22 protein-coding genes and 1 pseudogene are annotated in these 22,887 nt (G+C 70.7%); 7 read left to right on the top strand and 16 right to left on the bottom strand.

Going from position 1 to position 22,887, the window contains the following annotated elements; translation table 11 throughout:
• The first annotated feature begins 409 nt into the window (after positions 1–409).
• Positions 410–1,438: a LuxR C-terminal-related transcriptional regulator gene (locus tag ACFY0P_RS38970; RefSeq protein WP_388924563.1), complete on the top strand. Its 1,029-nt coding sequence runs from the start codon at positions 410–412 to the stop codon at positions 1,436–1,438.
• A gap of 593 nt (positions 1,439–2,031) precedes the next feature.
• On the opposite strand, the pseudogene ACFY0P_RS38965 reads toward ACFY0P_RS38970, so the two are convergent.
• From ACFY0P_RS38965 to ACFY0P_RS38940, 6 genes and pseudogenes are all read right to left on the bottom strand, one after another.
• A pseudogene (locus ACFY0P_RS38965) lies at positions 2,032–2,169 on the bottom strand (IS3 family transposase); the annotation flags it as partial.
• 73 nt (positions 2,170–2,242) lie between these two features.
• A complete protein-coding gene (locus tag ACFY0P_RS38960) occupies positions 2,243–4,552 on the bottom strand; it encodes an MMPL family transporter (protein ID WP_388924560.1) in 2,310 nt (769 codons plus the stop codon).
• A 116-nt stretch (positions 4,553–4,668) separates the two neighbouring features.
• Complete coding sequence (locus tag ACFY0P_RS38955) at positions 4,669–4,935, bottom strand: hypothetical protein (RefSeq protein WP_388924557.1); 267 nt, start codon at positions 4,933–4,935, stop codon at positions 4,669–4,671.
• Positions 4,935–5,249: an ArsR/SmtB family transcription factor gene (locus tag ACFY0P_RS38950; RefSeq protein WP_388924554.1), complete on the bottom strand. Its 315-nt coding sequence runs from the start codon at positions 5,247–5,249 to the stop codon at positions 4,935–4,937. Before ACFY0P_RS38950 ends, ACFY0P_RS38955 begins: the two co-directional genes overlap by 1 nt.
• A gap of 75 nt (positions 5,250–5,324) precedes the next feature.
• Entirely contained in the window at positions 5,325–5,657 is a 333-nt protein-coding gene (locus ACFY0P_RS38945) for a 4'-phosphopantetheinyl transferase superfamily protein (protein WP_388924923.1), read from the bottom strand.
• A gap of 317 nt (positions 5,658–5,974) precedes the next feature.
• Positions 5,975–6,901, bottom strand: a complete 927-nt coding sequence (locus tag ACFY0P_RS38940; protein WP_388924551.1) for a PfkB family carbohydrate kinase — start codon at positions 6,899–6,901, stop codon at positions 5,975–5,977.
• Between the two features lie 144 nt (positions 6,902–7,045).
• Here ACFY0P_RS38940 and ACFY0P_RS38935 point away from each other — a divergent pair, with 144 nt between their 5' ends.
• Both ACFY0P_RS38935 and ACFY0P_RS38930 read left to right on the top strand, forming a co-directional pair.
• Positions 7,046–8,089 (top strand): phosphatidylinositol-specific phospholipase C domain-containing protein, encoded by a 1,044-nt coding sequence (locus ACFY0P_RS38935; protein WP_388924548.1) that lies wholly within the window; start codon positions 7,046–7,048, stop codon positions 8,087–8,089.
• A gap of 101 nt (positions 8,090–8,190) precedes the next feature.
• On the top strand, positions 8,191–8,751 hold the full coding sequence (locus tag ACFY0P_RS38930) for a glycoside hydrolase family 25 protein (protein WP_388924545.1): 561 nt from the start codon (positions 8,191–8,193) through the stop codon (positions 8,749–8,751).
• Between the two features lie 83 nt (positions 8,752–8,834).
• Here the strand turns inward: ACFY0P_RS38930 and ACFY0P_RS38925 are convergent, their stop codons facing one another.
• Positions 8,835–9,533 carry an NADPH-dependent F420 reductase gene (locus ACFY0P_RS38925; protein ID WP_388924542.1) on the bottom strand — a complete coding sequence of 233 codons (699 nt, stop codon included), beginning with the start codon at positions 9,531–9,533 and terminating at the stop codon, positions 8,835–8,837.
• A 95-nt stretch (positions 9,534–9,628) separates the two neighbouring features.
• Positions 9,629–10,630 (bottom strand): zinc-dependent alcohol dehydrogenase family protein, encoded by a 1,002-nt coding sequence (locus ACFY0P_RS38920; protein ID WP_388924539.1) that lies wholly within the window; start codon positions 10,628–10,630, stop codon positions 9,629–9,631.
• A 90-nt stretch (positions 10,631–10,720) separates the two neighbouring features.
• Between ACFY0P_RS38920 and ACFY0P_RS38915 the strand changes: the two genes are divergently transcribed.
• Both ACFY0P_RS38915 and ACFY0P_RS38910 read left to right on the top strand, forming a co-directional pair.
• Positions 10,721–11,728, top strand: coding sequence for an AraC family transcriptional regulator (locus ACFY0P_RS38915; RefSeq protein WP_388924536.1), 1,008 nt, complete (start codon positions 10,721–10,723; stop codon positions 11,726–11,728).
• 67 nt (positions 11,729–11,795) lie between these two features.
• Entirely contained in the window at positions 11,796–12,020 is a 225-nt protein-coding gene (locus tag ACFY0P_RS38910) for a hypothetical protein (RefSeq protein WP_388924532.1), read from the top strand.
• A 50-nt stretch (positions 12,021–12,070) separates the two neighbouring features.
• On the opposite strand, the gene ACFY0P_RS38905 is transcribed toward ACFY0P_RS38910, so the two are convergent.
• Entirely contained in the window at positions 12,071–12,283 is a 213-nt protein-coding gene (locus ACFY0P_RS38905; RefSeq protein WP_093498975.1) for an EF-hand domain-containing protein, read from the bottom strand.
• 60 nt (positions 12,284–12,343) lie between these two features.
• A complete protein-coding gene (locus ACFY0P_RS38900) occupies positions 12,344–13,255 on the bottom strand; it encodes a MerR family transcriptional regulator (protein WP_388924529.1) in 912 nt (303 codons plus the stop codon).
• Here ACFY0P_RS38900 and ACFY0P_RS38895 point away from each other — a divergent pair.
• Positions 13,254–13,937 carry a GNAT family N-acetyltransferase gene (locus ACFY0P_RS38895; RefSeq protein WP_388924526.1) on the top strand — a complete coding sequence of 228 codons (684 nt, stop codon included), beginning with the start codon at positions 13,254–13,256 and terminating at the stop codon, positions 13,935–13,937. The genes ACFY0P_RS38900 and ACFY0P_RS38895 overlap by 2 nt on opposite strands.
• A gap of 9 nt (positions 13,938–13,946) precedes the next feature.
• Here ACFY0P_RS38895 and ACFY0P_RS38890 read toward each other — a convergent pair whose 3' ends face one another.
• From ACFY0P_RS38890 to ACFY0P_RS38865, 6 genes are all read right to left on the bottom strand, one after another.
• Positions 13,947–15,140: a hypothetical protein gene (locus ACFY0P_RS38890; RefSeq protein WP_388924523.1), complete on the bottom strand. Its 1,194-nt coding sequence runs from the start codon at positions 15,138–15,140 to the stop codon at positions 13,947–13,949.
• Positions 15,140–15,889 (bottom strand): polysaccharide deacetylase family protein, encoded by a 750-nt coding sequence (locus tag ACFY0P_RS38885; protein WP_388924520.1) that lies wholly within the window; start codon positions 15,887–15,889, stop codon positions 15,140–15,142. The genes ACFY0P_RS38890 and ACFY0P_RS38885 overlap by 1 nt, the downstream gene beginning before the upstream one ends.
• A 152-nt stretch (positions 15,890–16,041) precedes the next feature.
• Positions 16,042–16,545: an ATP-binding protein gene (locus tag ACFY0P_RS38880; protein WP_217547724.1), complete on the bottom strand. Its 504-nt coding sequence runs from the start codon at positions 16,543–16,545 to the stop codon at positions 16,042–16,044.
• Positions 16,546–16,834: 289 nt separating this feature from the next.
• Positions 16,835–17,602, bottom strand: a complete 768-nt coding sequence (locus ACFY0P_RS38875; RefSeq protein ID WP_388924518.1) for an enoyl-CoA hydratase/isomerase family protein — start codon at positions 17,600–17,602, stop codon at positions 16,835–16,837.
• 115 nt (positions 17,603–17,717) lie between these two features.
• Positions 17,718–18,953 (bottom strand): Ig-like domain-containing protein, encoded by a 1,236-nt coding sequence (locus tag ACFY0P_RS38870; protein WP_388924517.1) that lies wholly within the window; start codon positions 18,951–18,953, stop codon positions 17,718–17,720.
• 155 nt (positions 18,954–19,108) lie between these two features.
• Complete coding sequence (locus ACFY0P_RS38865; RefSeq protein ID WP_388924514.1) at positions 19,109–20,344, bottom strand: Ig-like domain-containing protein; 1,236 nt, start codon at positions 20,342–20,344, stop codon at positions 19,109–19,111.
• A 243-nt stretch (positions 20,345–20,587) separates the two neighbouring features.
• Here ACFY0P_RS38865 and glgX point away from each other — a divergent pair, with 243 nt between their 5' ends.
• The gene (gene glgX, locus ACFY0P_RS38860) at positions 20,588–22,837 is read left to right on the top strand and encodes a glycogen debranching protein GlgX (RefSeq protein WP_388924511.1); all 2,250 of its coding nucleotides are present in this window, start codon (positions 20,588–20,590) and stop codon (positions 22,835–22,837) included.
• Positions 22,838–22,887 lie beyond the last annotated feature (50 nt).

The raw sequence follows: 22,887 nt of genomic DNA, 5'->3' as shown, positions 1-22,887 counted from the left end.
CATCAATTGGCGTACCCCGAAGGGCAATTGACAATAAACGCCGTGTTACATGTACATGTCGTTGGATCGAATCCGCACAAGGGGACTGCGATCCGGGTCGGAAATTAATTCCCATGCCAAAGGAACCCCGCCGCTAAAATCAAAGAAGCGTGGGGCCTATTTCTGCACGGTAGTGATTTCCAGTCGGCTGCGGCGGCCTGGGACCGGGGCGCACGCTCTGCGGCGGCCACGGGAGTTGTCGGTCCGGACATGTGGTCAGAACGGAGATCACCGCACCGGTGACCTGCGATCATCCTGATCTCGGCAGCCTCGCCTGACAAGATCCGCCGCCTGCGGGCCCGCGCAGTTGCACACTTGCGTAGCATCGGCCTGAACCTCGTTCCGATCTTCCGAGGAGTCGCTGGTGGACGTGTCCTCCCTAGATGCGTTGTGGCCAGGCACCGGCCTGGGCGCCCTCGCCCGGCAGGCACTGGAATACCTGGTCGGCCATCCGGACGCGGACGAGGACGCGGTCGCGGCAGGGATCGGCGTGCCGGTCCCGGCGGCCCGGACCGCCCTGCGGTCCCTGGAGGCCGAACTCCTGGCCGTACGCGTCAGGGAACGGCCCACGCGCTGGAGCGCCAGCCCGCCCCGCTCCTCGCTGGGCGCCCTACTCGCCCGTAAACGACAGGAGTTGGCCAGGGCAGAGCTGTACGCGGAACAGCTCCACGAGGTCTATCGCACGGCCCCGGGCCGGCAGATCGCCTCGGACCTCTTCGAGGTGGTCGAGAGCGATGAACAGGTCGGCGCCCGCTATGCACACCTTCTGAGGAGCAGTCGGCAGGAGGTCCTGCACTTCGCGAAGCCGCCGTATGTGACCTCGCGGATCGCCCCTACCGACGCTTCCACCGCGGCGGGCGCCACGGTCCGTCCCGGCGTCCGGCTCCGGTCCGTGTACGACAGCGACGGAATCGCGGACGACGGATGCCTGGAGACGGCCCTCCGGGGCAAGGCTACGGAAGGGGAGCTGCGGCTCGTGCCCGGACTGCCCATGAAACTCGTCATCTTCGACGGCGTCGCGGCGATCATGCCGCTGCGGCGGGACGATCCTGCCGCGGGGTCACTTGTCGTGCACTCCTCGACACTGCTGGACGTACTGACCGCCCTCTTCGAGAGCGTATGGGAGCGTGCGGTGCCCCTCTCGCTGGAAAACCGGGCCGCCTCGTCCACCGCGAGCGCCGAGAGACAGGATGGCGCTCTCCACAGTCGGACGCGGGACATTCTTCGCCTGATGTCCGCCGGAATGAAGGACGATGCCATCGCGCGCGCCTTGCGGCTCAGTCGCCGGACCGTTCAGACCCACATCAGCGATCTGGGTAGACAACTGGGCGCACGGACCCGCTTCCAGATAGCCCTGCTGGCCCAGGAACGCGGCTGGTTCGGGGATCCGGAGGATTGACGTGCCCCCGCCCCGAAGGACTTGTCGGCGGATCCGATGACCGCTCTCGGGCGCCTGCACGCGCATCCGCCGCCGTCACGAACCGCCCGCCTCCGCAGACTTGGGGTGCCGGACCCAACCGACGACATCGGGCCGACCGCGCGAACGACGGAGCCCCGACCGCCACCGGCCGAAAATCCCCCGAGAAAACCCCACTGATCGGTTCGATCAAGAAAATCCCGGCAAACCCGCATGCCAATGGGCTTGTCGCGTCCGCCGCCCCCTACTCCGTCAAGTACCAGGAGACGGCACGGGGGGCTCGCGGTGAACATCATCAAAGTGCTAGGGGAATGGGCCCTGACCAGCGCGTTTGTTCCTTTCGGCGCTGTCGGAGCCTTCCCTGCTTCCGCGGCGGAAAGTCCGCGGAAAGTCCCTGAGACAGGCTTGAAAGTCCCCGGGATGTCCCCACGGAATGGGCGCTTGATCTGCGGATCGCGGCACATGGCCAACGCCGTACACGGTGCCCGCCCACCACTGGACGTATCAAATCGATCCCCTGAGCACACCTGGTGGGCACCATTCGATGGGGCTTGACCCGGAATCTCGGACACGGGTTACGCGGCTTGGACCAAGGTAGTTGATGTTGCGTTGAGTGCCGTCTCGTAGGCAATGGGACTGCGTTGTCCGAGGCTGGAGTGGCGGCGTCGCGTGTTGTATCGGTGCAGCCGGCGGAACAGGTCGATGCGGGCTTCGTAAAGGGCCGCCAGTTCGCTGCCGAACAGGCGGGCGTCGAAGGCCATGTAGTGGAAGACCACGGGGGATTGGCTAGACGGGACGTACTGGTTCGGGGGTCCGTGCCTCGGCGGATGTCGCCGCGGAGCCTTCGTGGCTGCCGTTCTTGCCGGGCCGGGGCGACCAGGCGCGGTCGCCGAGCAGGGTCATGGCGGCCGGCAGGAGGACGCCGCGGACGACGGTGGCGTCGACGAGGATGGCGACCGCCATGCCGACGCCCATCATCTTGTACTCGATGGCGGAGAGACTGACGAAGACCGTGAACACACCGATCATGATCACGGCCGCGCTGCTCACCACACCCGCGCTGCTGCTGATTCCGCCGATGACCGCGGCACGCGCGTCGGCACCGCCCACCCAGCGCTCCTTGATCCGGCTGAGGATGAAGATGTGGTAGTCCATGCTCAGCCCGAAGAGGATGACGAACATGAACAACGGCAGCCAGGCGACCACACCTCCGTAGGAGGTGAAGCCGAGCAGCGACCCCAGATGCCCGTCCTGGAACACCCAGGTGAGGACGCCGTACGCCGCGCCGATCGAGAGCAGGTTGAGCAGGATCGACACCAGCGGGATAGCCCAGGAGCGGAAGGCCACCACCATCAGGACGAAGGCCAGGGCGAGGATGAAGACGAAGATCACCGGGGCGCGGCCGTTGAGCTGGTGGGCGAAGTCGTACGGCGTCGCCGTCTTGCCGCCGACCGCGTAGTCGATGCCCTGCACCTGGCCGAGGGTGGCGGGCAGCACCTTGTCCCTCAGCTTCTCCAGGGACGCGTTGGAGGTGTCGTCGGTGCCCTTGCCGACGAGCGGTACGCGCACCACCACCACGTCGCCGACGGAAACCCAGGTGATCGGCTCGGCGATTCCGCTGCCGGCCGTGGCGGCCTCCCGGTGCAGGCCGTCGATGGCCGTACGCAGGGCGGGGGTGTCGGCGCTCGAGCCGTCGTCGGCGGCGATCGCCACCCGGGCCGGGCTCGCGGCACCCGGGAACGCGTCGTTCATGCGTACCGCGGAGTCCACCTGGGCGACGCTGCGCGGCAGGCTGTCGGTCGTGGCCGGGTCCTGGAGCCGCATCCCGAACGCGGGCAGCGCCACGAGCAGCAGGACCAGGGCGGCGACGCCGCCCGTCAGCGCGGGGCGCCGTACCACGGTGCGGGCCACCGAGGACCAGATGCGCGACTCGCGCGCCGCGGTCCGGCGCCGGCCGAGCCAGGGGATGCGGGCCTTGTCAATCCGGTGCCCCAGGGCGGCGAGCGTCGCGGGCAGCACGGTGACGGAGCCGAGCACCGTCATGCCCACGACGATCACGGTGCCGGCGGTCAGGCCCTTGAAGACATCGAGTCCGGAGAACAGCAGGCCGAGCACGCACACCATCACGGTGAGGCCGGAGACCACCACGGCGCGGCCCGAGGTGCGGGCCGTGATCGCGAGCGCGTCCCGGGTGTCATGTCCCGCCAGCCGTTCCTCCCGCTCCCTGCGCAGGTAGAACAGCGAGTAGTCGATGCCGACCGCCATGCCGATGAGCAGCACGATGGAGGAGGCGGCGCTGTTGACCGGTACGAAGTGCCCGACGGTCTGCAGCAGTCCGAAGGTGCCGATCACCGCGGTCGCGGAGAGCAGAAGCGGAATACCGGCGGCGATCAGCGAACCGAACACGACGAGCAGGATCACCAGGGTGAGGGGCAGCGAGGTGACCTCGGACTTCTTGAAGTCGTCCTTGATCGCGTCGTCGACCACGGCGTTCAGGCTGCGGTCGCCGGCCGGCACGATCCGCAGGTCCGGGTTGCTGTCCTGTACCTGCTTCAGCAGGCTGACGACCTTGGCGTAGTACTCCTTCTGTTTCTCCAGCGGTCCGCCGAGTTCGAAGGTCACCAGGCCCGACCGGCCGTCGTCGGACAGCCATCGCTCGCCGTTGTCGCCGAGCGGCGAGCCGATGTCCCGCACCCCGGCGTCCGCGCCGCGCAGCTTGGACACCAGGTCCTTGGCGGCGCTCTGCAGCCGGCTGCTCTCGGTGAACTTGGGGCCGTCCGCCTCGCGCGACTGGAACAGCACGTTCTCGCGGATCGAGTCACCGCTGTCCTCGGTGCGCACGATCTGCTGGGCCCGGCCCGCCTCACCGGGATCGGTGGACCGGGCGTCGGAGCCGCTGATCAGCGCGCTGGAGAGGATGGCGACGATCACCAGCGCGAGCCAGCCCGCAATGGCGAGGCCCTTGTGCCGGACCGACCATCCGGCGACGGTCTCCACGACCCCGCGAGCAGGTCCCACCGGGTCCAGGGCCCGCGATGCGTCCGGCCGCTCTTCTTCTGCGGGCAGCCCGCGGTCTGACTTGCCTTTGCGCAGCATGAGCTGCTCTCCTTAAACGAGGAGGAGCGTATCCAGGGAAAACTCGCCCAGCGGCGAGGGACATGCCTTCCGGGCACTGGGTCGCCGAGTTGCAGCTCGGCGACCCAGTTATGCGTCTACTCGACTTCTTTGAGGATCCGCTCCAGCGACGCCATGCGGCCGTCCATGTCGGCCAGGCGGCGTTCCGTCTCCTGCTGGGCCGCGAGCGACTGCTCGGCCAGCTTGCGGTACTCCTCTTCGCGGGCCAGCACGGCCTTCGCGCGCCAGTTGGCGCCGAACTGCCAGACGATCACCGTGAGTACCACGGTGATCAGCAGGAAGACGCCGATGACGCCGAACACTTCCTGCCAGTCGGTACCGGTCTGATAGTCGGTGGCCTTCATCAGACAGTCCCCTCCCCGTCCCCACGGGTCGTGTCGACACCGGTCAGCTCCGGTACCACGGCCGCGATCGCCTCCGGTGTCAGGTGCACCGAGAACCGCGTCACCTCGTAGAACTTCATCGCTTTCCCATCAGGTGAGATCTCCAGCTGCGCCGACACCAGTCCCGCGGCCTCCAGCTTCTTCAGGTGGACCTGGAGAAGCGCGCGGCTGATCCCCATGTCCCGAGCCAACTGGCTCACGTACTTTCGCCCGCCGGCCAGCATCGCCACCACCCGCAGACGGTGTGGGTTGGCCAGCGTCGCCAGCGTCAGCACCAACTCGTCTCCGCTTGGCAGAGGCGCCTTCATAGCAACACCCAGCACATGCCAAGAAACGTTAGCAGGTACCAATCAGAGTTGGCACCTGCCAGGCAGAGACTCGGCCTGCCTGGTCACCACGGGCCGGACCGCCCGGCATCCTGGGCCAGTGCCGTACTCGACGGTCACGGGGCCGGCCTCGGCCGGCCGGGTCTCCAGATCCCGGAGCTCCGCGACGATGCCGACGCCACAGACCTTGAGCACCGCCTCCTTGCGCGTCCAGGCCCGGCAGAACAGCTCCGGCGCCGCTCGGGCAGATCCGCGCGCCGCATGAGGCCGAGCTCGTCGTCGGCCAATGCCGCCTCGGCCACCTGGTCGGGGGGCGCACCGCTCGACGTCGGCTCCGACCTTGTCCCCCGCCGTCACGGCGAGCAGCCAGTGCGGCCCCGCCCTGCAGAGGCTGAAGTCGAGGGCGGTGGCGGGATGCTCGATCCGGGGGCAGCCGTGCCCAAGATCGGCGCAGCGTTCGAAGATCTCAGCGTACGAACCCGCAGCCCACAGAGTGCCGACCGGGACAACGACCCGACGGTCCGGCTCGAACACGCTGTTTGAGCCGGATCCCCAGCCGCGTGTTTTCGGGAGTCGTGTCTCACCGACCGCCGGTCAGCGCGCTTCCCGGGCCACGGAACACGGCCGAATCGCCGTGAGCGGATGCGCAAGCGACGTTCGCCGTCGGCCGCCGGTCAGCCCGCCGTCAGCCACGCGCGCGTGCCGAACGAGGCGCACGCGCGGGAGGCCACCGCCGCGGCCCGTGCCAGGGCTTCGGTGAAGACCGGTCCGTCGATGCGGTCGTGGGCGCCCAGGTGGTAGGCGAGGGCACCGTGCAGGACGTCACCCGCGCCCAGCGTGTCCACCACGCGGGTCTCGGGAACGTCGACCAGCCCACCGCCGCCGGGGCCCGCCCACACGATCGGCGCCCCGCCACCGGTGACCGCCGCCCAGGTCACCCCGTGGTCCCGGAGGAACTCCAGGGTCTCGGCGGGCGTGCCAGCGCCGGGCGGGTGGAAATCCGCCGAGCACACGGCGATGTCGGTCGACGCCAGCAGCCTCTCCGTGCCGTGCTTCCAGCTGCCCCCGTCGAGGACGGTGGGCCGGCCGGCCGAGCGGGCGGCGTGCGCGACGTCGACGGCCAGTTCCATGTGATGCCCGTCGAACTCGGCGATGTCGCAGGACACCACCAGCTCCGCCAGATCGGCCGGGGCCCGCAGCCGGTGCCCGGTCGCGTTGGTCGAGGCGACCGCGCGCTCTCCGGTCGCCTCGGTCACCAGAACCGAGGACACCGCGGGCGGCTCCGCACGGCCGGCGGCGAGGTCCGAGACGCGCACGCCGAGCGCGTCGAGATCCGCCCGGACGCCGAGCGCCAGCGGATGGGAGCCGAGGCCCGTGAGCAGCCGGGGCAGACCGCCCAGCCGGCCGAAGGCCACCGCCGCGCCGGTGGCCGGGCCGCCCGCGGCCACCACCTGGTCACGGGCCGTCAGCTTCTCGTCCCGCCCCGGCACATGGTCCACCAGCTGGATGACGTCCAGGGTGCACAGCCCAACGAACAGCCCCGCGGGCCGCCGCCCCGCCACCGGATCCGACCCCACCAGCGCCTCCTCCGGCCTCGGCATGCGGTCAGCGTACGTGCGGCCCCCCGAGTCCCGAGGGAGTCCCGAGGGAGTCCCGGAGGCCGATGTTCCTCCAGGGGCTACCGCTCAGTAACCGTCTGCTTCTACGCTGCCGCCAACTCACCAACAACCCAAGGGAGTTGGGTCATGCGTGTACTGAGACGGCTGGCGGCCGTCGTGGGTGCCGGGGTCCTGTTCGCGATGGCGGGCTCCGCCGCGCACGCGGACACGGGCCTGAACGCGGCGAAGTTCTCCGAGACCACCACCATCGGCACGCACAACGCGTACGAGAAGGACAAGTACACCTACTGGGCGCAGGCCCTGGACTCCGGGGCCTCGCTGCTGGAGCTGGACGTGTACGTCGACAGCATCAGCAAGCGGTGGCGGGTCAGCCACAGCAACCCGTGGGGCGACGACAACAACTGCGAACACGCCAACACGCCCGGCCAGTTGTACAGCCAGGCCACCAGCCAGGACCTCGGCAGCTGCCTCGACAACATGGCGGCCTGGGAGCAACTGCACCCGGACCACGCGCCCGTCGTCGTCAAGGTCGAGATGAAGGTCGGGTTCAACCAGACCATCGGACTCGGGCCCACCGCGTTCGACACGCTCGTCTCGCAGAAGCTCGGCAGCAGCGTGTACAGGCCGGCCGACCTGCTCGGCTCCTCGTACTCGACGCTCGACGCCGCCGCCAAGGCCAACGCCTGGCCCACCCGTGACCAGCTCAAGGGCAAGTTCATCTTCGAGCTGATCCCGGGCACGGTGGAGGAGGCCAACCCGTTCGACCACTACTGGACGGACGAGGAGTACGGCGACCACCTGCGGGACCTGTACGCGGCCGGGAACATCTCCCAGGCCCAGGCCTTCCCCGCCGTGCTGGGCGCCGCGAACGGGGATCCCCGGACCAGCAGGTACGACGCCTCGATCCGGCCCTGGTTCGTGTTCTTCGACGGGGACGCGGCGACGTACGTGAACAACGGCTACGACACGTCGTTCTACGCCACGAACCACTACATCCTGATCATGACGGACGCCTACAACGTCTCACCTGCGATCTCCTCGACCGCTCCGACGGACGCCGAGGTGGCCGCCCGGCTGGCGCTGCTCGCCTCGGACCACGCCGGCATCATCACCTCCGACTGGTCGACGAAGTCGGCGGCCGTGCTCGGCGAGGTGGCGGCCCGCGGCTGACAATTCACGGGCCCTCGCGGATCCCTCTCGGCGTGTCGGGGCATACGACCTACGCAGTTGCAATTCGTGTCACCCCACTGGCACCCAGGGAGCCCCCGCACATGCTGCACGGAATCGACGTGAGCGCGTACCAGTCATCGGCCTACGACACGGACGGCCTCTCCTTCGTCTTCATCAAGGCGACGGAGGGGCGTTCGTACGTCAACCCCAAGCTCGCCGCCCAGACCAAGACCGGCCGCGACGCCGGACTGGTCGTCGGCTACTACCACTTCCTCTGGCCCGGCAACCTCACCGCCCAGGCCGAGTACTTCGTCCAGCACGCCCCCGAGAAGGCCGGCGAGATCCTCGCCGTCGACTGGGAGACCACCGGCGACGGCACCCACGCGAGCAACGCGGAGAAGGACTCCTTCATCCGCAAGGTGAAGGCCCTGCGGCCCAGCCACCGGGTCGTGCTCTACACCAACCGGAACTTCTGGCTCACCATCGACACCACGTCGTACGCCGGCGACGGGCTCTGGATCGCCGACTACGTCAGCGCCGGCCACCCCCGCATCAAGGCCGACTGGCGCTTCCACCAGTACACCAGCGACCCCCACGACAAGGACGTGGCGGACTTCGCCAGCAAGGCCGCCCTCAAGGCGTGGGCGTCGAAGGAGGACTGAGCAGCGGCGCCCGTCCGGGGCGGCGGGACGGGGCTCCCCGGTTCGATCCCACCGCCGGCCACCCCGGCGGACCCGGCCGGCCGTCAGCCCCGGAAGTTCTCCTGACGCTCCGGGGACGCCTCCGCCAGGGCCTTGCGTACGCCCTCGACGCCGGCGCGCAGGCCGTACACCGGGGTGCCCGGCTGCTGGCGCCAGGAGTCGTCGATGCCGCCGTTGTCGACCGTGTCGAAGCCGAGCTCGTCGACCAGGGCGCGGACGACCCGCTTGGCGGCCTCGTCGTCGCCGGAGACCGGGACGGCCTGGCGCTCGGGGTCCCCGGCGGGACGGCCGCGGTCCAGGATGTCCTGGGCGAAGGTGCCGTTGAAGACCTTGATCACGGGGTGGCCGATCTGCCGCTCGGTCCAGCGGCTCTCCGTGATGCCCTCGTCCTCGATGCCGGCGATCCGGCCGTCCCGCTCCCGCGGGTAGTAGTTGCCGGTGTCGATCACCGCGACGTTCTCCGTGGCGCCGTCCAGGAGCCCGGACGGCAGGTCCGGGACCGCCTTCACCGGGACCGTGACCACCACGACCTCCGCGCCCCGCGCGGCCTCCTCGGCCCGTACCGCCGTCGCTCCCGTCTCCTCGGCCAGGGCGGCGAGCGTCTCGGGGCCCCGCGAGTTCGCCACGGACACGTCGTGCCCGAGGGCGGTCAGCCGCCGGGTGAGGTTGCCGCCGATGTTCCCCGCGCCGATGATGCCGATCTTCATGACACGCCTTTCGAGAGTCCATGCGCCTGCATACATACGCTGCTGTGCGGCGACAACCTCGGGCGTGCGCGGCCTATTCCACGGCTGGGCCGAGCGGGTGAGACCCGGTTCCGGCCACCGGGTCCCGCCGCTCAGATCCGTACGACGATCTTGCCGATGTGCGTGTTGGACTCCATCAGGCGGTGCGCGTCCCGGATGCGGTCCAGGCCGTCCAGCACCTCGCCGACGACCGGGCGGAAGCCGCCGTCGGCCAGGCCCGCGTTGAGGAAGGCGGTGGAACGGCGCCGGCCCTCCGGGGTCGAGGTGAGGGCCTGGTTGGCGTAGGTGTGGATGGTGAAGGGCCAGTTCCAGGGGATCTCGGCGGGGCGGCGGTCCAGCCAGCCGTAGACCACCACCGAGCCGCCCGCGGCCAGCCCCTCCGCCAGCGGGCGGAAGTCCGGGCCGCCGATCGCGTCGAACATCACCTCGGCACCCCTGCCCCCGGTGAGCCGCCTGACCTCCTTCGCCACCGCCTCCGCCGTCGACTCCCCGGTGACGATCACCTCCGCCGCGCCCAGCTCCAGCAGCCGCTCGCGCTTGGCCTCGGTGCGGGTGGTGGCGAGCGGGACCGCGCCGACGCGGCGGGCGACCTGGATCGCCGCGGTGCCGACGCCGCTGGACGCCCCGGTGATCAGGACGTGGTCTCCGGGCCGCAGCCCCGCGGTCTCCAGCAGCCCGCCGTACGCCGTCGTGTACGTCAGCCAGGCCGCGGCGCCGGTGACCGCGTCCACGCCGTCGGGGCGCGGGACGACGGAGGACGCGGGCAGCACCACGCGCTCGGCGTACACGCCCCGCGCGCTCATCTCGATGCCGGGGCCGGTGGTCACCGGGTCGCCGACGGCCGGTTCGGTGACGCCCTCGCCGACGGCCTCGACGATCCCAGCGGCCTCGTAGCCGAGCCGGGAGGCGGGCAGGGTCGGCTGGTAGTAGTAGGTGCCCGAGCGGAAGAGGGCTTCGGCCCGGTTGAGGCCCAGCGCCTCGACGCGTACGACGACCTCGCCGGGGCCGGGGTCCGGGAGCGGCACGTCCTCGACGGTCAGGACGTCGGGTCCGCCGGTCTCATGGAAGAGCACGGTGCGTGCGGTGTTCGACATGCCATCGACGCTAGGCGGCGCCCGCGAGACGATCCATGCCCTGCTGTCTCGCTTTCCTGTCCGAGCGTCTCGCCGGGCTACGGTGTGGACATGGACGTACTGAGCGACGCGGTCGCCGCGATGCGCACCGGGCGGCCGCACTCCTCCCGCCGGGACAAGCACGCGCCCTGGGGGATGCGGTTCGCGGCCTCGGCGGGCGCCGGGTTCCATGTGGTGCTGCGCGGGTCGGCATGGCTGCTGCCGACGGCCGGCGAGCCGCTGGCGCTGGGGCCAGGGGACGTGGTGTTCCTTGCCCACGGTCACGGACACGCGCTGGCCAGCGGACCGGACGTGCCGCTGCAGGACGTGCGCCCGGGACCGGACGGCCGCTGGCCCGTACCGCCGCGTACGACACGGGAGGCGGAGCCGGACACGGTACTGCTGTGCGGCGCCTACCAGTTGGACCGCTCCCGTGCCCACCGGCTGCTCTCCGAGCTGCCGGAGGTGGTCCATCTGCCCGCCCGGGTGGGCGCCCAGCGTTCGCTGCGGGCCGCGGTGGAGCTGCTCGGAATGGAGCTGGAGGAGCGGCAGCCGGGCGCGGACGCCATCGTCACCTCGCTGCTCGACACCCTGCTGCTCTACATCCTGCGGGCCTGGTGGCAGCGGGAGCGGGGCGGCGAGCAGGGCAGGGGCTGGTCCGCCGCGCTGGCCGACCCCGCGGTCTCGGCGGCGCTGCGTGCCGTCCACGGCGACCCGGCCCGCCCCTGGACGGTGGCCGAGCTCGCCGCCCGGGGCGGCCTGTCCCGGGCGGCCTTCGCCCGCCGCTTCACCGCGCTCGTGGGCGAACCGCCCCTGGCCTACCTGACCTGGTGGCGGATGACCAGCGCCGGCCGGCTGCTGCGCGACAACACCCTCACCCTGCGCCAGATCGCCGAACGCACCGGCTACACCTCGGAGTTCGCCTTCGCCAAGGCCTTCAAACGGGAGTACGGCACAGCACCGGGCCAGTACCGCAGAGCCACCGGCGGCCCGACGACCGGCACCCCGGACGAACCCACAGCCAGCACCGCGGACCGCCCCGCGAACCGAACCCCCCGCCCTGCCCACCCCGCCGGCTGACCCGCGAACGGATCCGCCGGATCCGCCCGCGGCACCTCCGCCGCCGCGGCGCCCTCGGACAGCGCGCGTGCCGGCGCCTCATGGGCCGCGTCCCCGGTGTCCGGGTCCGTCGCCGGACGCGCTGACCGGCGCGGGACACGCCAGGGAGATCCTGGAGGCGACCGGCCGCGGTCCGTACGCCTTCGCCGAGTGCCGGGTGAACGGCGCGACGACGGTCTGGGGCGCGGCGAAGGGCCCCTCCCCGCCGGCCGCGTCCGTCGGGGCGGTCCTGTCGGCGGTGAACCGGGCATGAGAAAGGGGCGCCCGCGCTCCAGGAGCCGGGCGCCCCTCCGCTCCTGGGACCTACTTGTTCAGGTAGGCCCAGTACTCGTCGAACGACAGGACCTTGTCGCCGTTGAGGTCGCGGGTCTTGATGATGGCCTCGGCCACCGCCTCGGTGACGTTCCAGTCGCCCCCCTGCGCGAGAGCGGACTTGAACTCGGCGGCGGTGATGAAACCGTCACCGTCCGCGTCGATCCGCTCGAAGTGCGCGCGTGCCTCGTCGATGTCCGCCACCGATCCGCCCCTTTATGTCCGTGTTTCCATTGCCGTACCGGCGTACTGCCGCAGGCCAGGTTAACGGCCCGGCCAGGCCTTCAGCGCAGCGACCACCCAGCCGAACTCCTCCTGGTACTGCGGCGGCGCCGGAGCGCCCTTGATGATGTTCACCAACTCCCGGTAGCGGGCGACCTCGTTGCCCAGGTCGATCCGGCGCAGCACCGCCGCCCGGTCGGTGCCCGCCCCGAACACCTCGGTCAGCACGGCGTCCGCCTCCGGCGCCTCGGGCGCCACCCCGCGCTCCCGGGCCGCGCCGACGACGTCGACCAGCTTGCGGAAGAACCACTGCGAGGCACCGGCCGGGGTGTCCGGCCCCCGGTCCGCCGCGTTGAACTCGATCATCCTGCGCATCGCCGCCCGGAAGTCCGGGTTCCGCAGCAGTTCGGCCAGCTCCACCCAGGCGTCCACCTGTGCGGGGCCGGGATCGTCGGGCAGCGCCACCCCAAGGGTCCGGGTGCGCTCCCGGATCCACGGGTCGGCCGTGTCCAGCCCCTCGAAGATCTCCTCCACGAAGTCGTCTACGATCCGCTGCCGCTCGGCGGCCGACAGCCGCGCCAGTCTGTTCATCAGGGTCATCTCCTCCGCGTCCGAACCGCGTCGCGCCACGGTCGACAGCACCGCACGGGTCACCTTCAGCGCCCGGATCTGCGCGTCCAGCGCCGCCACGTGCGTCTCGGCGACCTCCGCCACGGTCCGCTCGCCGGAGAGCACCTGGCGCACATGCCCCAGGCCGAGCCCCAGCTCGCGCAGGGTGCGGATCAGCTCCAGGCGGGCGAACGACTCGGCGTCGTAGAGCCGGTAGCCGCCGGCGGAGCGGGTCACCGGGGCGAGCACGCCCTCGTCGGACCAGTAGCGGATGGTGCGCACGGTCAGCCCGGTGGCCTTCGCCAGCTCTCCGATGGTGAAAAGTCCGGTGCCGTCTTCGATCATGTCTGCGAGTGTGGGCCTTCCAGTGGGTGGAGACTCAAGGAGCACGGTGACAGAGACCCTGCGGGACATTCTGGACGCGGCGGCCCGGGGTGTCTTCCCGCCGCCCGACGGCCGTACGACGGTCGTACCGCAGCCCTCCCCGCGGGACGCCGGGGTCCTCTCCTTCACCGCCCACTCGGTCGTCTTCGTCGACGAGGACCCGCAGTGGGTGTACGACACCCTGCGCGCGACCCCCAGCGACCCGCTGGCCGCGACGATGAACTCGCGCTTCCTCACCGCCCTGATGGACCGCACCGGCCGCGAGCAGGAGACGATCGACGCGCTGCTGGTGGCCGGTCCGCTGCCCGGCCGCCCGGACCTCCCCCTGACCGAGCTCACCGGCCCCGACCACTCCCGGGTCGCCTACGCCCGGGCCCGCCGGGACGAGGTGCGCGCCTGGACGGCGGCGGGCGGGGTGCTGACGCTGGGGCGCGGGGTCGCGGGACGCCTCGAGGTCTCCGTGGAGGTGGACGAGGAAGTACGGCGGCGGGGGCTGGGCCGGGCCCTGGTGACCGCCGCCCGGCAGCTCGCGGACGAGCCCCTGTGGGCGCAGGTCGCCCCGGGGAACGCCCGCAGCGTCCGGGCGTTCCAGGCGGCCGGCTATGTGCCGGTGGGCGCCGAGGCGTTGCTGCTCAGGGCCTGAGGCCGGGCCTCAGCGGAAGATGCCGGTGTGGCCGAGCGAGTAGCGGCCCGGTTGCGGGTAGACGGCGAGGCCGTGCGGGCCGCTGCCGACGTGGATGCGGGCCAGTTCGGTGCCGGTGCGGGTGTCGATGGCGTACACCTCGGAGTTGTAGCGGCCGGACAGCCAGAGCACCTTGCCGTCCGCCGAGACCCCGCCCATGTCGGGGCTGCCGCCGCCCGGCAGCCGCCACTTCCCGGTCAGCCGGTTCCGGGCGAAGTCGAAGAGGGAGATGGTGCCCTCGCCCCGGTTGGAGATGTACATCACGCGGGAGTCCCGGCTGACGTACAGCCCGTGTGCGCCCTTGCCGGTGGCCATGAAGGTCGGCCTGGTGAAGGCGTCGCCGTCCAGGACCCACACCCCGTCGGCCATCATGTCGGCGATGTAGAACCGCTTGCCGTCCGGCGAGACCTTGACGTCCTGCGGCATGGCGCCGTGGTACGGCAGTTTCTCCTGCCGGAGCACCTTCATCTGCTCCGTGTCCACCTTGAGCACTTCGCCGCTGAACTCGCAGGAGACGATGAAGTACCGGCCGTCGAGGGAGAAGTCGGCGTGGTTGACGCCGTAGCAGCTGACCGGGACGGCCTTGACGGTCTGCATGGTGTGCGCGTCCCGGAAGACCAGCTGGCGGTCGTTGGAGGCCATCACGATCGCGTACCTGCCGTTGGGCGTGAAGTACAGGTTGTACGGGTCGTGCACGGCGACGGGCTTGCCGACCCTGCCGGTCCTGGGGTCGATGGGGGTGAGGCTGTTGCCCAGGTCGTTGTTGACCCACAGGGTCTTCAGGTCCCAGGACGGCACGACGTGCTGCGGCTGCCGGCCGACCCGGACGGTCTCGATCACCCGGTACGTCTTCGGGTCGATGACCGAGACGGTGTCGGAGTTGGTGTTCGGGACGTAGACCAGGGACGGGAAGCCCTTGACGACGGGTGAGAGGTTGCCGGGGCGGTCGGCGGCGTACACGTCCTTCGGGTCGAGGACCGGGGGCATCCCCGGCAGTCCGTCGACGGCCTGCTCCGCCTTCTTCGCCGGCGGCTGCACGGCCGCGGTGGTGCCGGCGGCCGGTGTCCCGGGGCTCTCGGAGCCGCCGCTGCACGCGGGCAGCAGCGCCAGGGCGGCGAGGACGGCACCGGCGGACAGCAGACGGGCGGCGTTCGTGGTTCGCATCAGCTGAGCAGCTCCGTGGTGGTGACCGCGCGCAGTCCACGGCGGTGGAGTTCTTGGAGGACGTCGGGGAGGGCGGCGACCGTGTCCGGATACCCGAAGTGCATGCTCACCACCGAGCCGCCCGTGACCTCCGCGAGCACCTTGCGGGTGATGGCCGACGCACCGGGCCGGGTGTAGTCGAGCGAGTCGACGTCGTACGACAGCACGTGCGGGTAGCCGGCCTCGGCCGCGAGCCGGGCGACGAGCGGGGAGGCGGTCGGCGCCCTGGAGGGGCGGAACCAGCTCCCGATCGATCCGGTGAGCCGCCTGAGCCGCTGTGCGCAGTCGGTGATCTCCTTGCGGGCGTCCACCTCCGCCATGGCGTTGATGGAGACGTGCCGCTGGGTGTGGTTGCCCAGGTCGTGGCCGCCGTCGAGGACGCGGCGGGCCATGGCGGGGTACGCGTCGAGCCAGCTGCCGACGGCCAGCACGGTGAGGTGGGCGCCGTGCTGCTCGGCGGTGGTGAGGAGCCGGTCGGCGAGGGCGGGGTCGCCCTGGCCGTGGAAGGTGAGGGCGACGGATGCGGTGGCGCGGGGGCCGTGGGTGACCTGGAAGGGGAGCCGGGTGAGGGAAGCCGACGGTGACGTGGGGGTGGTGGCGGGGGGTGCTGCGGTGGCCGTACCGGTGTTGCCACAACCGGTGATGAGCGCGCCTACGGCGGTGAAGGCGGCGCCGGCGCGGAGGAGGTCACGTCGGTGGGTGGGGGTCACCTGCACTATTTAAGGGTGCACAGGTAAGAAAATTGGCTATTGACCCGAAAAGGGTTGTTCTTGCACGTTGCGGCCGGTGGGGGCCGGTCACGCCCACGCGGCGGCAGCCGCACATCGGTACAGCACCCCTTCGGGGCGCGCTCGACCGGGCCTCATCTGTCAGCCACCCGCATCTCGAACCACGTCGTCTTGCCCCTGGGCAGCAGATCGACACCCCACCGGTCCGACAGCTTGTCCACCAGGAACAGTCCCCGACCGCTGATGTCCGTCTCCTGAACCGGCATCAGGCAGGGCAGTCCGCGCGACGGATCGCGGACCTCCACCCGGATCCATCCGGGGCGGCGGCGCATCCGCAGGCCGAAAACCCGGGCACCGGTGTGCCGTACGGCGTTGCCCACCAGTTCCGAGACGAGTAAGACCGCGTCCTCCGTCATCTTGGGGCTGAGCCGCCACTGGCGGAGGACGACGACCTGGGCGAGCCGGCGGGCGGTCGCCGCGGACTCGGGGCGGGACGGCAGCGGAACCTCCGCGTCCGTCGGGTTGCCGAACAGTTCGATCGCCTTGAGCGCCCGCTCGTCCTCGACCGCAGGCGACCAGCGCGCCGCGGCCGCACGGCTGTGTCCCCGCGGCTGTTCGATGCCCTCCAGCCCCGCCATGCCCCCATCATGGCCGCCCGGAGCGCCCTCCGTGGCCGTTCCTGGGGAATACGCCCCCGCAAACCTTCTGCCGGTTTCCGGGTGATCGGCATATGCCATCGGCATTCCGCACGCCTCGACAGCCGGTCCGACCTGCGCAGACGTCCCATCTCCGGGCAATCGCCAGACCCCCTCGACAAGGCGGACTTAGGGTTGCCTTAAGGCTCCCATAATCCGCCCCATCGGGGGACCCGGAATCAGACATCGCGTCAATTGCAAGCGGTTCGGGGCTTTCACAACAGGGCGAAGATCACAGGAACTTGGCCTTGCCCGGCCCCTCCTCGACGAAGCTCCGCATCCCGCGCTCCCGGTCCTCGGTCGCGAACAGCCCGGCGAACCAGTTCCGTTCGACGGCGAGCCCGGTCTCCAGGTCGGTCTCGAGACCGGTGTCGACCGCCTCCTTGGCGGCCCGCAGCGCGATCGCCGGCCCCTGCGCCAGCTTCGCAGCCCAGGCGTGCGCCTCGGTGTAGACGTCGGCGGCGGGCACGACACGGTCGACCAGGCCGATGGCGAGCGCCTCGTCGGCCTTGACCATACGGCCCGTGAAGATCAGGTCCTTGGCCTTCGACGGCCCGACCAGCCGGGGCAGCCGCTGGGTGCCGCCGGCCCCCGGGATGAGCCCGAGCAGGATCTCGGGCTGCCCGAGCTTGGCGTTGTCGGCGGCGATGCGGTAGTCCGCACAGAGGGCGAGTTCGCAACCGCCGCCGAGCGCGTAGCCGGTGACGGCGGCGACGACCGGCTTGGGAATCCGGGCGACGGCGCTGAAGGAGTCCTGGAGGTCACGGGAGCGCAGAACCATGGCGGCGTGGTCCATGTGCTGCATTTCCTTGATGTCGGCTCCCGCCGCGAAGACCTTCTCGCCGCCGTAGATCACGACGGCACGAACGTCTTCGCGACGGGTGGCCTCTGCGGCCAGCTCCTTGATCCGGTCCTGGGTGGCGACGTCCAGCGCGTTCATGGGGGGCCGGTCGAGACGCAGCGTGCCCACACCTGACGAGACTTCGAGGGTTACAGTCATGCCTCGCAGGTTAGCGGGCGTTCACCACCCCTACCTCAGGGGCGCTGGGGGTACCCCGGCCGAAGGCTGCGGGAGGAACTGCGCGACCAGCCCCCACGCGCCCGCGGCAGACGAACTACTTGGTCCACTCGGCCCAGGACATGTTCCACCCATTGAGCCCGTTGTCGGGCGAAACCGTCTGGTCGTTGGAGTGCTTCACCGTCACCACGTCCCCGATGATCGAGTGATCGAAGAACCAGGCGGCGGGCAACGCACGGTCACCCCCACCCCGGATGTCCCGAAGGCCGACGCACCCGTGGCTCGCGTTGTAGTTGCCGAACGCGTCGCCGCCCCAGTAGTTGCCGTGGATGAACGTCCCGGACGTGGTCAGCCGCATCGCGTCCGGCACGTCCTTGATGTCGTACTCGCCGCCGTAGCCGACCGTCTCGCCGTTCATACGGGTCACGCGCAGCTTCTCGCTGATGACCATCTGGCCGTTCCACGTGTCGTAGCCCGGCTTGCCGGTCGTGACCGCGAGGGTCTTCACGACCTTGCCGTCCTGCATGACCTTCATCGTGTGCTTCTTGGCGTCGACGATCGACACCTGGTTGCGGCCGATCGTGAACTTCACGGTCTTGGCCTGCTCCCCGTACACCCCGTCCCGGCCCTCGACACCGTTGAGGTTGAGGGAGACGGAGACCTTCGTGCCGGACTTCCAGTAGTTCTCGGGGCGGAAGTCGAGGCGGTCGTTGCCGAACCAGTGGCCCTCGACGTCGACCGCGGGCTCGGTCTTGATGGTGATCGCCTTCTCCACCGCGTCCGGATCGGTGATGCCCCGGGTGAAGTGGATGGAGAACGGCATGCCGACGCCGACGGTGGAACCGTCCTCCGGCGTGAAGTAACCGACGAACGTGTTCTTCGGGGTCAGCGTCGTGAAGCTGGAGTCCTCCGCCGACTCACGGCCGTCGGCGTCCTTCGCGACCGCGTGCACCGTGTACTTCGTGGAGTTGGCGAGGTGCGTCGAGGGCGTCCAGCTGGCGCCGTCCGCCGCGATCGCCCCGGCTATCTCCTTGCCCTTGGCGTCCTTGACCTCGACGTCGGTCAGCTTGCCCTTGGCGGCGCTGACCTTGAGCGCACCGCTGGTGTCCACGCCGGTCGCACCGGACTTGGGGCTGATGCTGACCGTGGCCACGGACTGCTTGCTCGCCTGGGTGGTGGAGTCCTTGGCCTTGCCCTGGTCCGCCCCCTTGTCGGAAGAGCCGCCCCCGCCGCAGGCGGTGACGGCCATGAGCAGGACTCCGGCGACGACCGCCATCCCCTGCTTCCTCCGCGCCCCCCGAACCGACGCCCCCGATATCGGCCGCTCGTTCAAAGTCGTTCTCCCCTCCCAGGGCCTGGTCAGGCCCACCCCGGCGCGTCAGGCGCGCGCTCTGGCGCATAGTAACCGCAGGGTTTTGAGCTTGGTGTTGGGCGAATGTCACCGTTGCGTCGCAACTTCTCGCCCCCACCGACCCGCCCCCCACCTGGTTACTTGACCGCGCTGCCCGCCTTCCACTCCTTCCACCCCATGTTCCACCCGCCGAGACCATTGTCGGGAGAGACCGTTTTGTCCTCGCTGTTGACGACTTCGACCACGTCACCGATGAGACTGCGGTCGTAGAACCAGCCCGCGGGCGTGTCCGAGCTGCCGCCCTTCACGTCGCGCAGGCCCACGCAGCCGTGGCTGACGTTGACGTGGCCCGGGGCGTCCGGCGCCCAGTAGTTGCCGTGCAGGAAGGTGCCGGAGTCGGTGAGTTTGAGGGCGTGCGGGACGTCGGGGATGTCGTACTCGCCGCCGAAGCCGACCGTGCGGCTGTTCATGCGGGTCACGTCGTGCATCTCCATCACCACCATCTTCCCGTTGTAGGTGGTGTGGTCGGGCGCCCCCGCGGTGATCGGCACGGTGGCGAGCAGCTCGCCGTCCCGGCGGACCTCCATCGTGTGGGCGGCCGCGTCGACGAGGGAGACCTGGCTGCGGCCGACGGTGAAGGTGAACGTCTTGGACTGGAGGCCGTAGACACCGCGGGCGCCCTCCACGTCGCGGAGGTTCAGGCCGACGGTGACGACCGTGCCGGGTTGCCAGTAGCGCTCGGGGCGGAAGTCGAGGCGGTTCTTGCCGAACCAGTGCGGGCGGACCTCGACCGCGGGCTTGGCGGTGACCTGGATCGCGCGTTCGACGGCGGCACGGTTCTCGATGTCGCGGCTGAAGGCGAGGGAGACGATCATGCCGGTGCCGACGGTGGCCCGGTTCTCCGGGGTGACGTACCCGATGAAGCGTTCGTCGGGGACGAGTGTGGTGAAGGTGGTGTGGCGGGCCGAGCGGTGGCCGTCGCCGTCCAGGGCGACCGCGTCGACGGTGTACTTGGCGGCGAGCGCGAGTTTCGGGTCGTCCGGCCGCCAGGTCCTGCCGTCCGCGCCGATGTGCCCGGGGACCGGGGAGTCCTGGGCGTCCTGGGACCTGACGACCCTGACGGACTCCAGGCGGCCGGCCGGCACCCGCACCGTCAGCCGTCCGTCGGGCCGTACGGCCTTGGTGCCGTCGTCCGGGGAGATGCGGATGACGTCCTCGGGGGCCGGGGGTTTGCCGCCGAGGGCACGGTCGATGCCGAGCCCGTCCGTGCCGTCCGAGGAGCAGCCGGCGGCGCCCGCCAGCAGCCCCGCCCATGTCAGTGCCGCGGCCAACGCGGCCCCCGCGCGCCGTGCGCGCCCTTGTGGATGCCTCACGTGCGGCTCAACGAGCGGGCATGCCCCTGGGAAACGTGAGTGCGACGCCGGCACTGGGCAGAACAGAGGGAAGGACGACGAGCTGGGGAGCCGCCATGCCCGTGCGAGAGCCGTCGCGGGCATGTCCGTAGCGAGCCGCCGACCGTGCCCGGGACCGGGAGTCCGGGCGCCGTCGGCTGCTCGGACACGGGTGGGCGCGCCCCGGTGGTCGGCGAACCGCGGAACACAAAGAGGGGCCGACAGGTGACGAGCGCAGCCGAGCAGCAGGGGGCACCGGCGCGGGCCCCGAGGGCGGACGGCACCGCGGTGCACGCCCCCGCGGTGAACGGGACGGCCCTCCCCGTCCCGGCGGCGTGGCCGGGGGCGTCGACACCGCTCGGCGCCCGGTTCCGGGTCGGTCCGGACGGGGTGGCGGGCACCAACTTCGCACTGTGGGCGGCCGGGGCGGAGGCGGTCGGGCTCTGCCTCTTCGACGAGCAGGGGCGGGAGACCCGCATCCCGCTGACCGAACTCACGCACGAGATCTGGCACGGGTTCGTCCCCGGTGTGCTGCCGGGACAGCGGTACGGCTACCGGGTCGACGGCCGCTGGGACCCGTGGACGGGCGCCCGCTGGAACCCGGCGAAGCTGCTCCTGGACCCGTACGCGCGGGCGGTGGACGGCGAGTTCGCGCTGCCGCCCGAGGTGTACGGGCACGTCCGGGACTGGCCGGACCAGCAGGTCGCCGACACCGTCCGCGACGACCGCGACTCGGCGCCGTACGTCCCGAAGGGCGTGGTCGTCCACGATGACGACGACTGGTCCGACGACCACCGCCCGAAGACGCCGTGGGCGGACTCCGTCATCTACGAGCTGCACGTGCGCGGCTTCACCAGACTGCACCCGGGGATACCCGAGGAACTCCGCGGCACCTACGCGGGACTGGCCCACCCGGCCGCGATCGAGCACCTCGTCGGCCTGGGCGTGACGGCCGTGGAGCTGCTCCCCGTCCACCAGTTCGCCCACGAGGACCACCTGCTCAGGCGCGGCCTGAAGAACTACTGGGGCTACAACTCCATCGGCTACTTCGCCCCGCACGCGGCCTACGCCGCCTCCGGTACGAGGGGACAGCAGGTCGGCGAGTTCAAGCGGATGGTGCGCGCGCTGCACGCGGCCGGGATAGAGGTCATCCTCGACGTGGTCTACAACCACACCGCGGAGGCCGGCGAGCTGGGCCCGACGCTGTCCCTGAAGGGCATCGACAACCGGGGCTACTACCGCCTCCAGGACCACGACGCCCGGCGCTTCGCCGACTACACCGGCTGCGGCAACACCCTGCACGTGGTCCGCCCGCACGTGCTGCGCCTGATCACCGACTCCCTCCGCTACTGGGTCACGGAGATGGGCGCGGACGGCTTCCGCTTCGACCTCGCCGCCGCGCTGGCCCGCTCGATGCACGACGTCGACATGCTCTCCCCCTTCCTCGCCGTCATCGCCCAGGACCCGGTGCTGCGCCGGGTGAAGCTGATCGCCGAGCCGTGGGACGTGGGCTCGGGCGGCTATCAGGTAGGCGCCTTCCCACCCCTGTGGACCGAATGGAACGACCACTACCGCGACGCCGTCCGCGACTTCTGGCGCGGCGCCCTCCCGGACGTGCGCGACCTCGGCTACCGCCTCTCCGGCTCCAGCGACCTCTACGCCTGGGGCGGCCGCCGCCCCTACGCCTCCGTCAACTTCATCACCGCGCACGACGGTTACACCCTGCGCGACCTGGTGTCGTACGAGCGCAAGCACAACGAGGCCAACGGCGAGAACAACCGGGACGGCTCCGGCGACAACCGCTCCTGGAACTGCGGCGCGGAGGGCGAGACGGACGACGAGGACGTACGGGCACTGCGCAGGCGCCAGTTGCGGAACCTCCTCACCACCCTCCTCCTCTCGACGGGTGTCCCGATGCTGGTCGCCGGCGACGAACTGGGCCGCACGCAGCGCGGCAACAACAACGCCTACTGCCAGGACAACGACATCAGCTGGCTGGACTGGAGCCTGCTGGACGACCCCGCCTGGCGGCCGCTGTTCGACCTCACCTCCCGCCTCATCCGGCTCCGCCACCGCCACCCGGTGCTGCGCCGCCGCGCCTTCTTCTCCGGCCGCGCGCACTCGGCGGACGGCCTGCGCGACCTGGCCTGGTTCACGGCCCACGGCGAGGAGATGACCGCGGGCGACTGGTACGCGCCCGCCGCGACCCTCGGCATGTACCTCTCCGGCCGGGACATACCCGGCCGCGACGAACGCGGCGCCCCGGTGGTGGACGACAGCTTCCTGACGATCCTCCACGCCGGCGACCGCCCGGCGGAGTTCGTCCTGCCGGGCCCGCCGTGGGCGGAGCGCTACGAGGTGCTGGTGGACACCTCACTGGAGGAGCAGGACGCGGAGCCGGGGGTGGTGCACGAGGGGGGGACGGTGATCACGGTGCCGGGGCGGGCGGTGCTCTTCCTGCGAGTGGTTGGCTGAGGCAACGTTTCAGGCGCATGAAATCGACGCGGCACTTGCAGGCAGAATCG

The sequence above is a fragment of the Streptomyces sp. NPDC001714 genome (assembly GCF_042892755.1).
In the GTDB taxonomy this organism is placed as follows: Bacteria; Actinomycetota; Actinomycetes; order Streptomycetales; family Streptomycetaceae; genus Streptomyces.
This window is presented reverse-complemented; position numbering and strand designations above follow the sequence as displayed.

Coding starts and splice junctions, on each gene's coding strand:
- ACFY0P_RS38925 (WP_388924542.1), bottom strand. CDS start 9,533: ATGTATGCAGGCGCATGGACTCTCGAAAGGCGTGTCATGAAGATCGGC.
- ACFY0P_RS38920 (WP_388924539.1), bottom strand. CDS start 10,630: ATGTCGAACACCGCACGCACCGTGCTCTTCCATGAGACCGGCGGACCC.
- ACFY0P_RS38895 (WP_388924526.1), top strand. CDS start 13,254: ATGTCTGCGAGTGTGGGCCTTCCAGTGGGTGGAGACTCAAGGAGCACG.
- ACFY0P_RS38900 (WP_388924529.1), bottom strand. CDS start 13,255: ATGATCGAAGACGGCACCGGACTTTTCACCATCGGAGAGCTGGCGAAG.
- ACFY0P_RS38940 (WP_388924551.1), bottom strand. CDS start 6,901: ATGCCGAGGCCGGAGGAGGCGCTGGTGGGGTCGGATCCGGTGGCGGGG.
- ACFY0P_RS38875 (WP_388924518.1), bottom strand. CDS start 17,602: ATGACTGTAACCCTCGAAGTCTCGTCAGGTGTGGGCACGCTGCGTCTC.
- ACFY0P_RS38930 (WP_388924545.1), top strand. CDS start 8,191: ATGCTGCACGGAATCGACGTGAGCGCGTACCAGTCATCGGCCTACGAC.
- ACFY0P_RS38890 (WP_388924523.1), bottom strand. CDS start 15,140: ATGCGAACCACGAACGCCGCCCGTCTGCTGTCCGCCGGTGCCGTCCTC.
- ACFY0P_RS38960 (WP_388924560.1), bottom strand. CDS start 4,552: ATGCTGCGCAAAGGCAAGTCAGACCGCGGGCTGCCCGCAGAAGAAGAG.
- ACFY0P_RS38935 (WP_388924548.1), top strand. CDS start 7,046: ATGCGTGTACTGAGACGGCTGGCGGCCGTCGTGGGTGCCGGGGTCCTG.
- ACFY0P_RS38880 (WP_217547724.1), bottom strand. CDS start 16,545: ATGGCGGGGCTGGAGGGCATCGAACAGCCGCGGGGACACAGCCGTGCG.
- ACFY0P_RS38915 (WP_388924536.1), top strand. CDS start 10,721: ATGGACGTACTGAGCGACGCGGTCGCCGCGATGCGCACCGGGCGGCCG.
- ACFY0P_RS38955 (WP_388924557.1), bottom strand. CDS start 4,935: ATGAAGGCCACCGACTATCAGACCGGTACCGACTGGCAGGAAGTGTTC.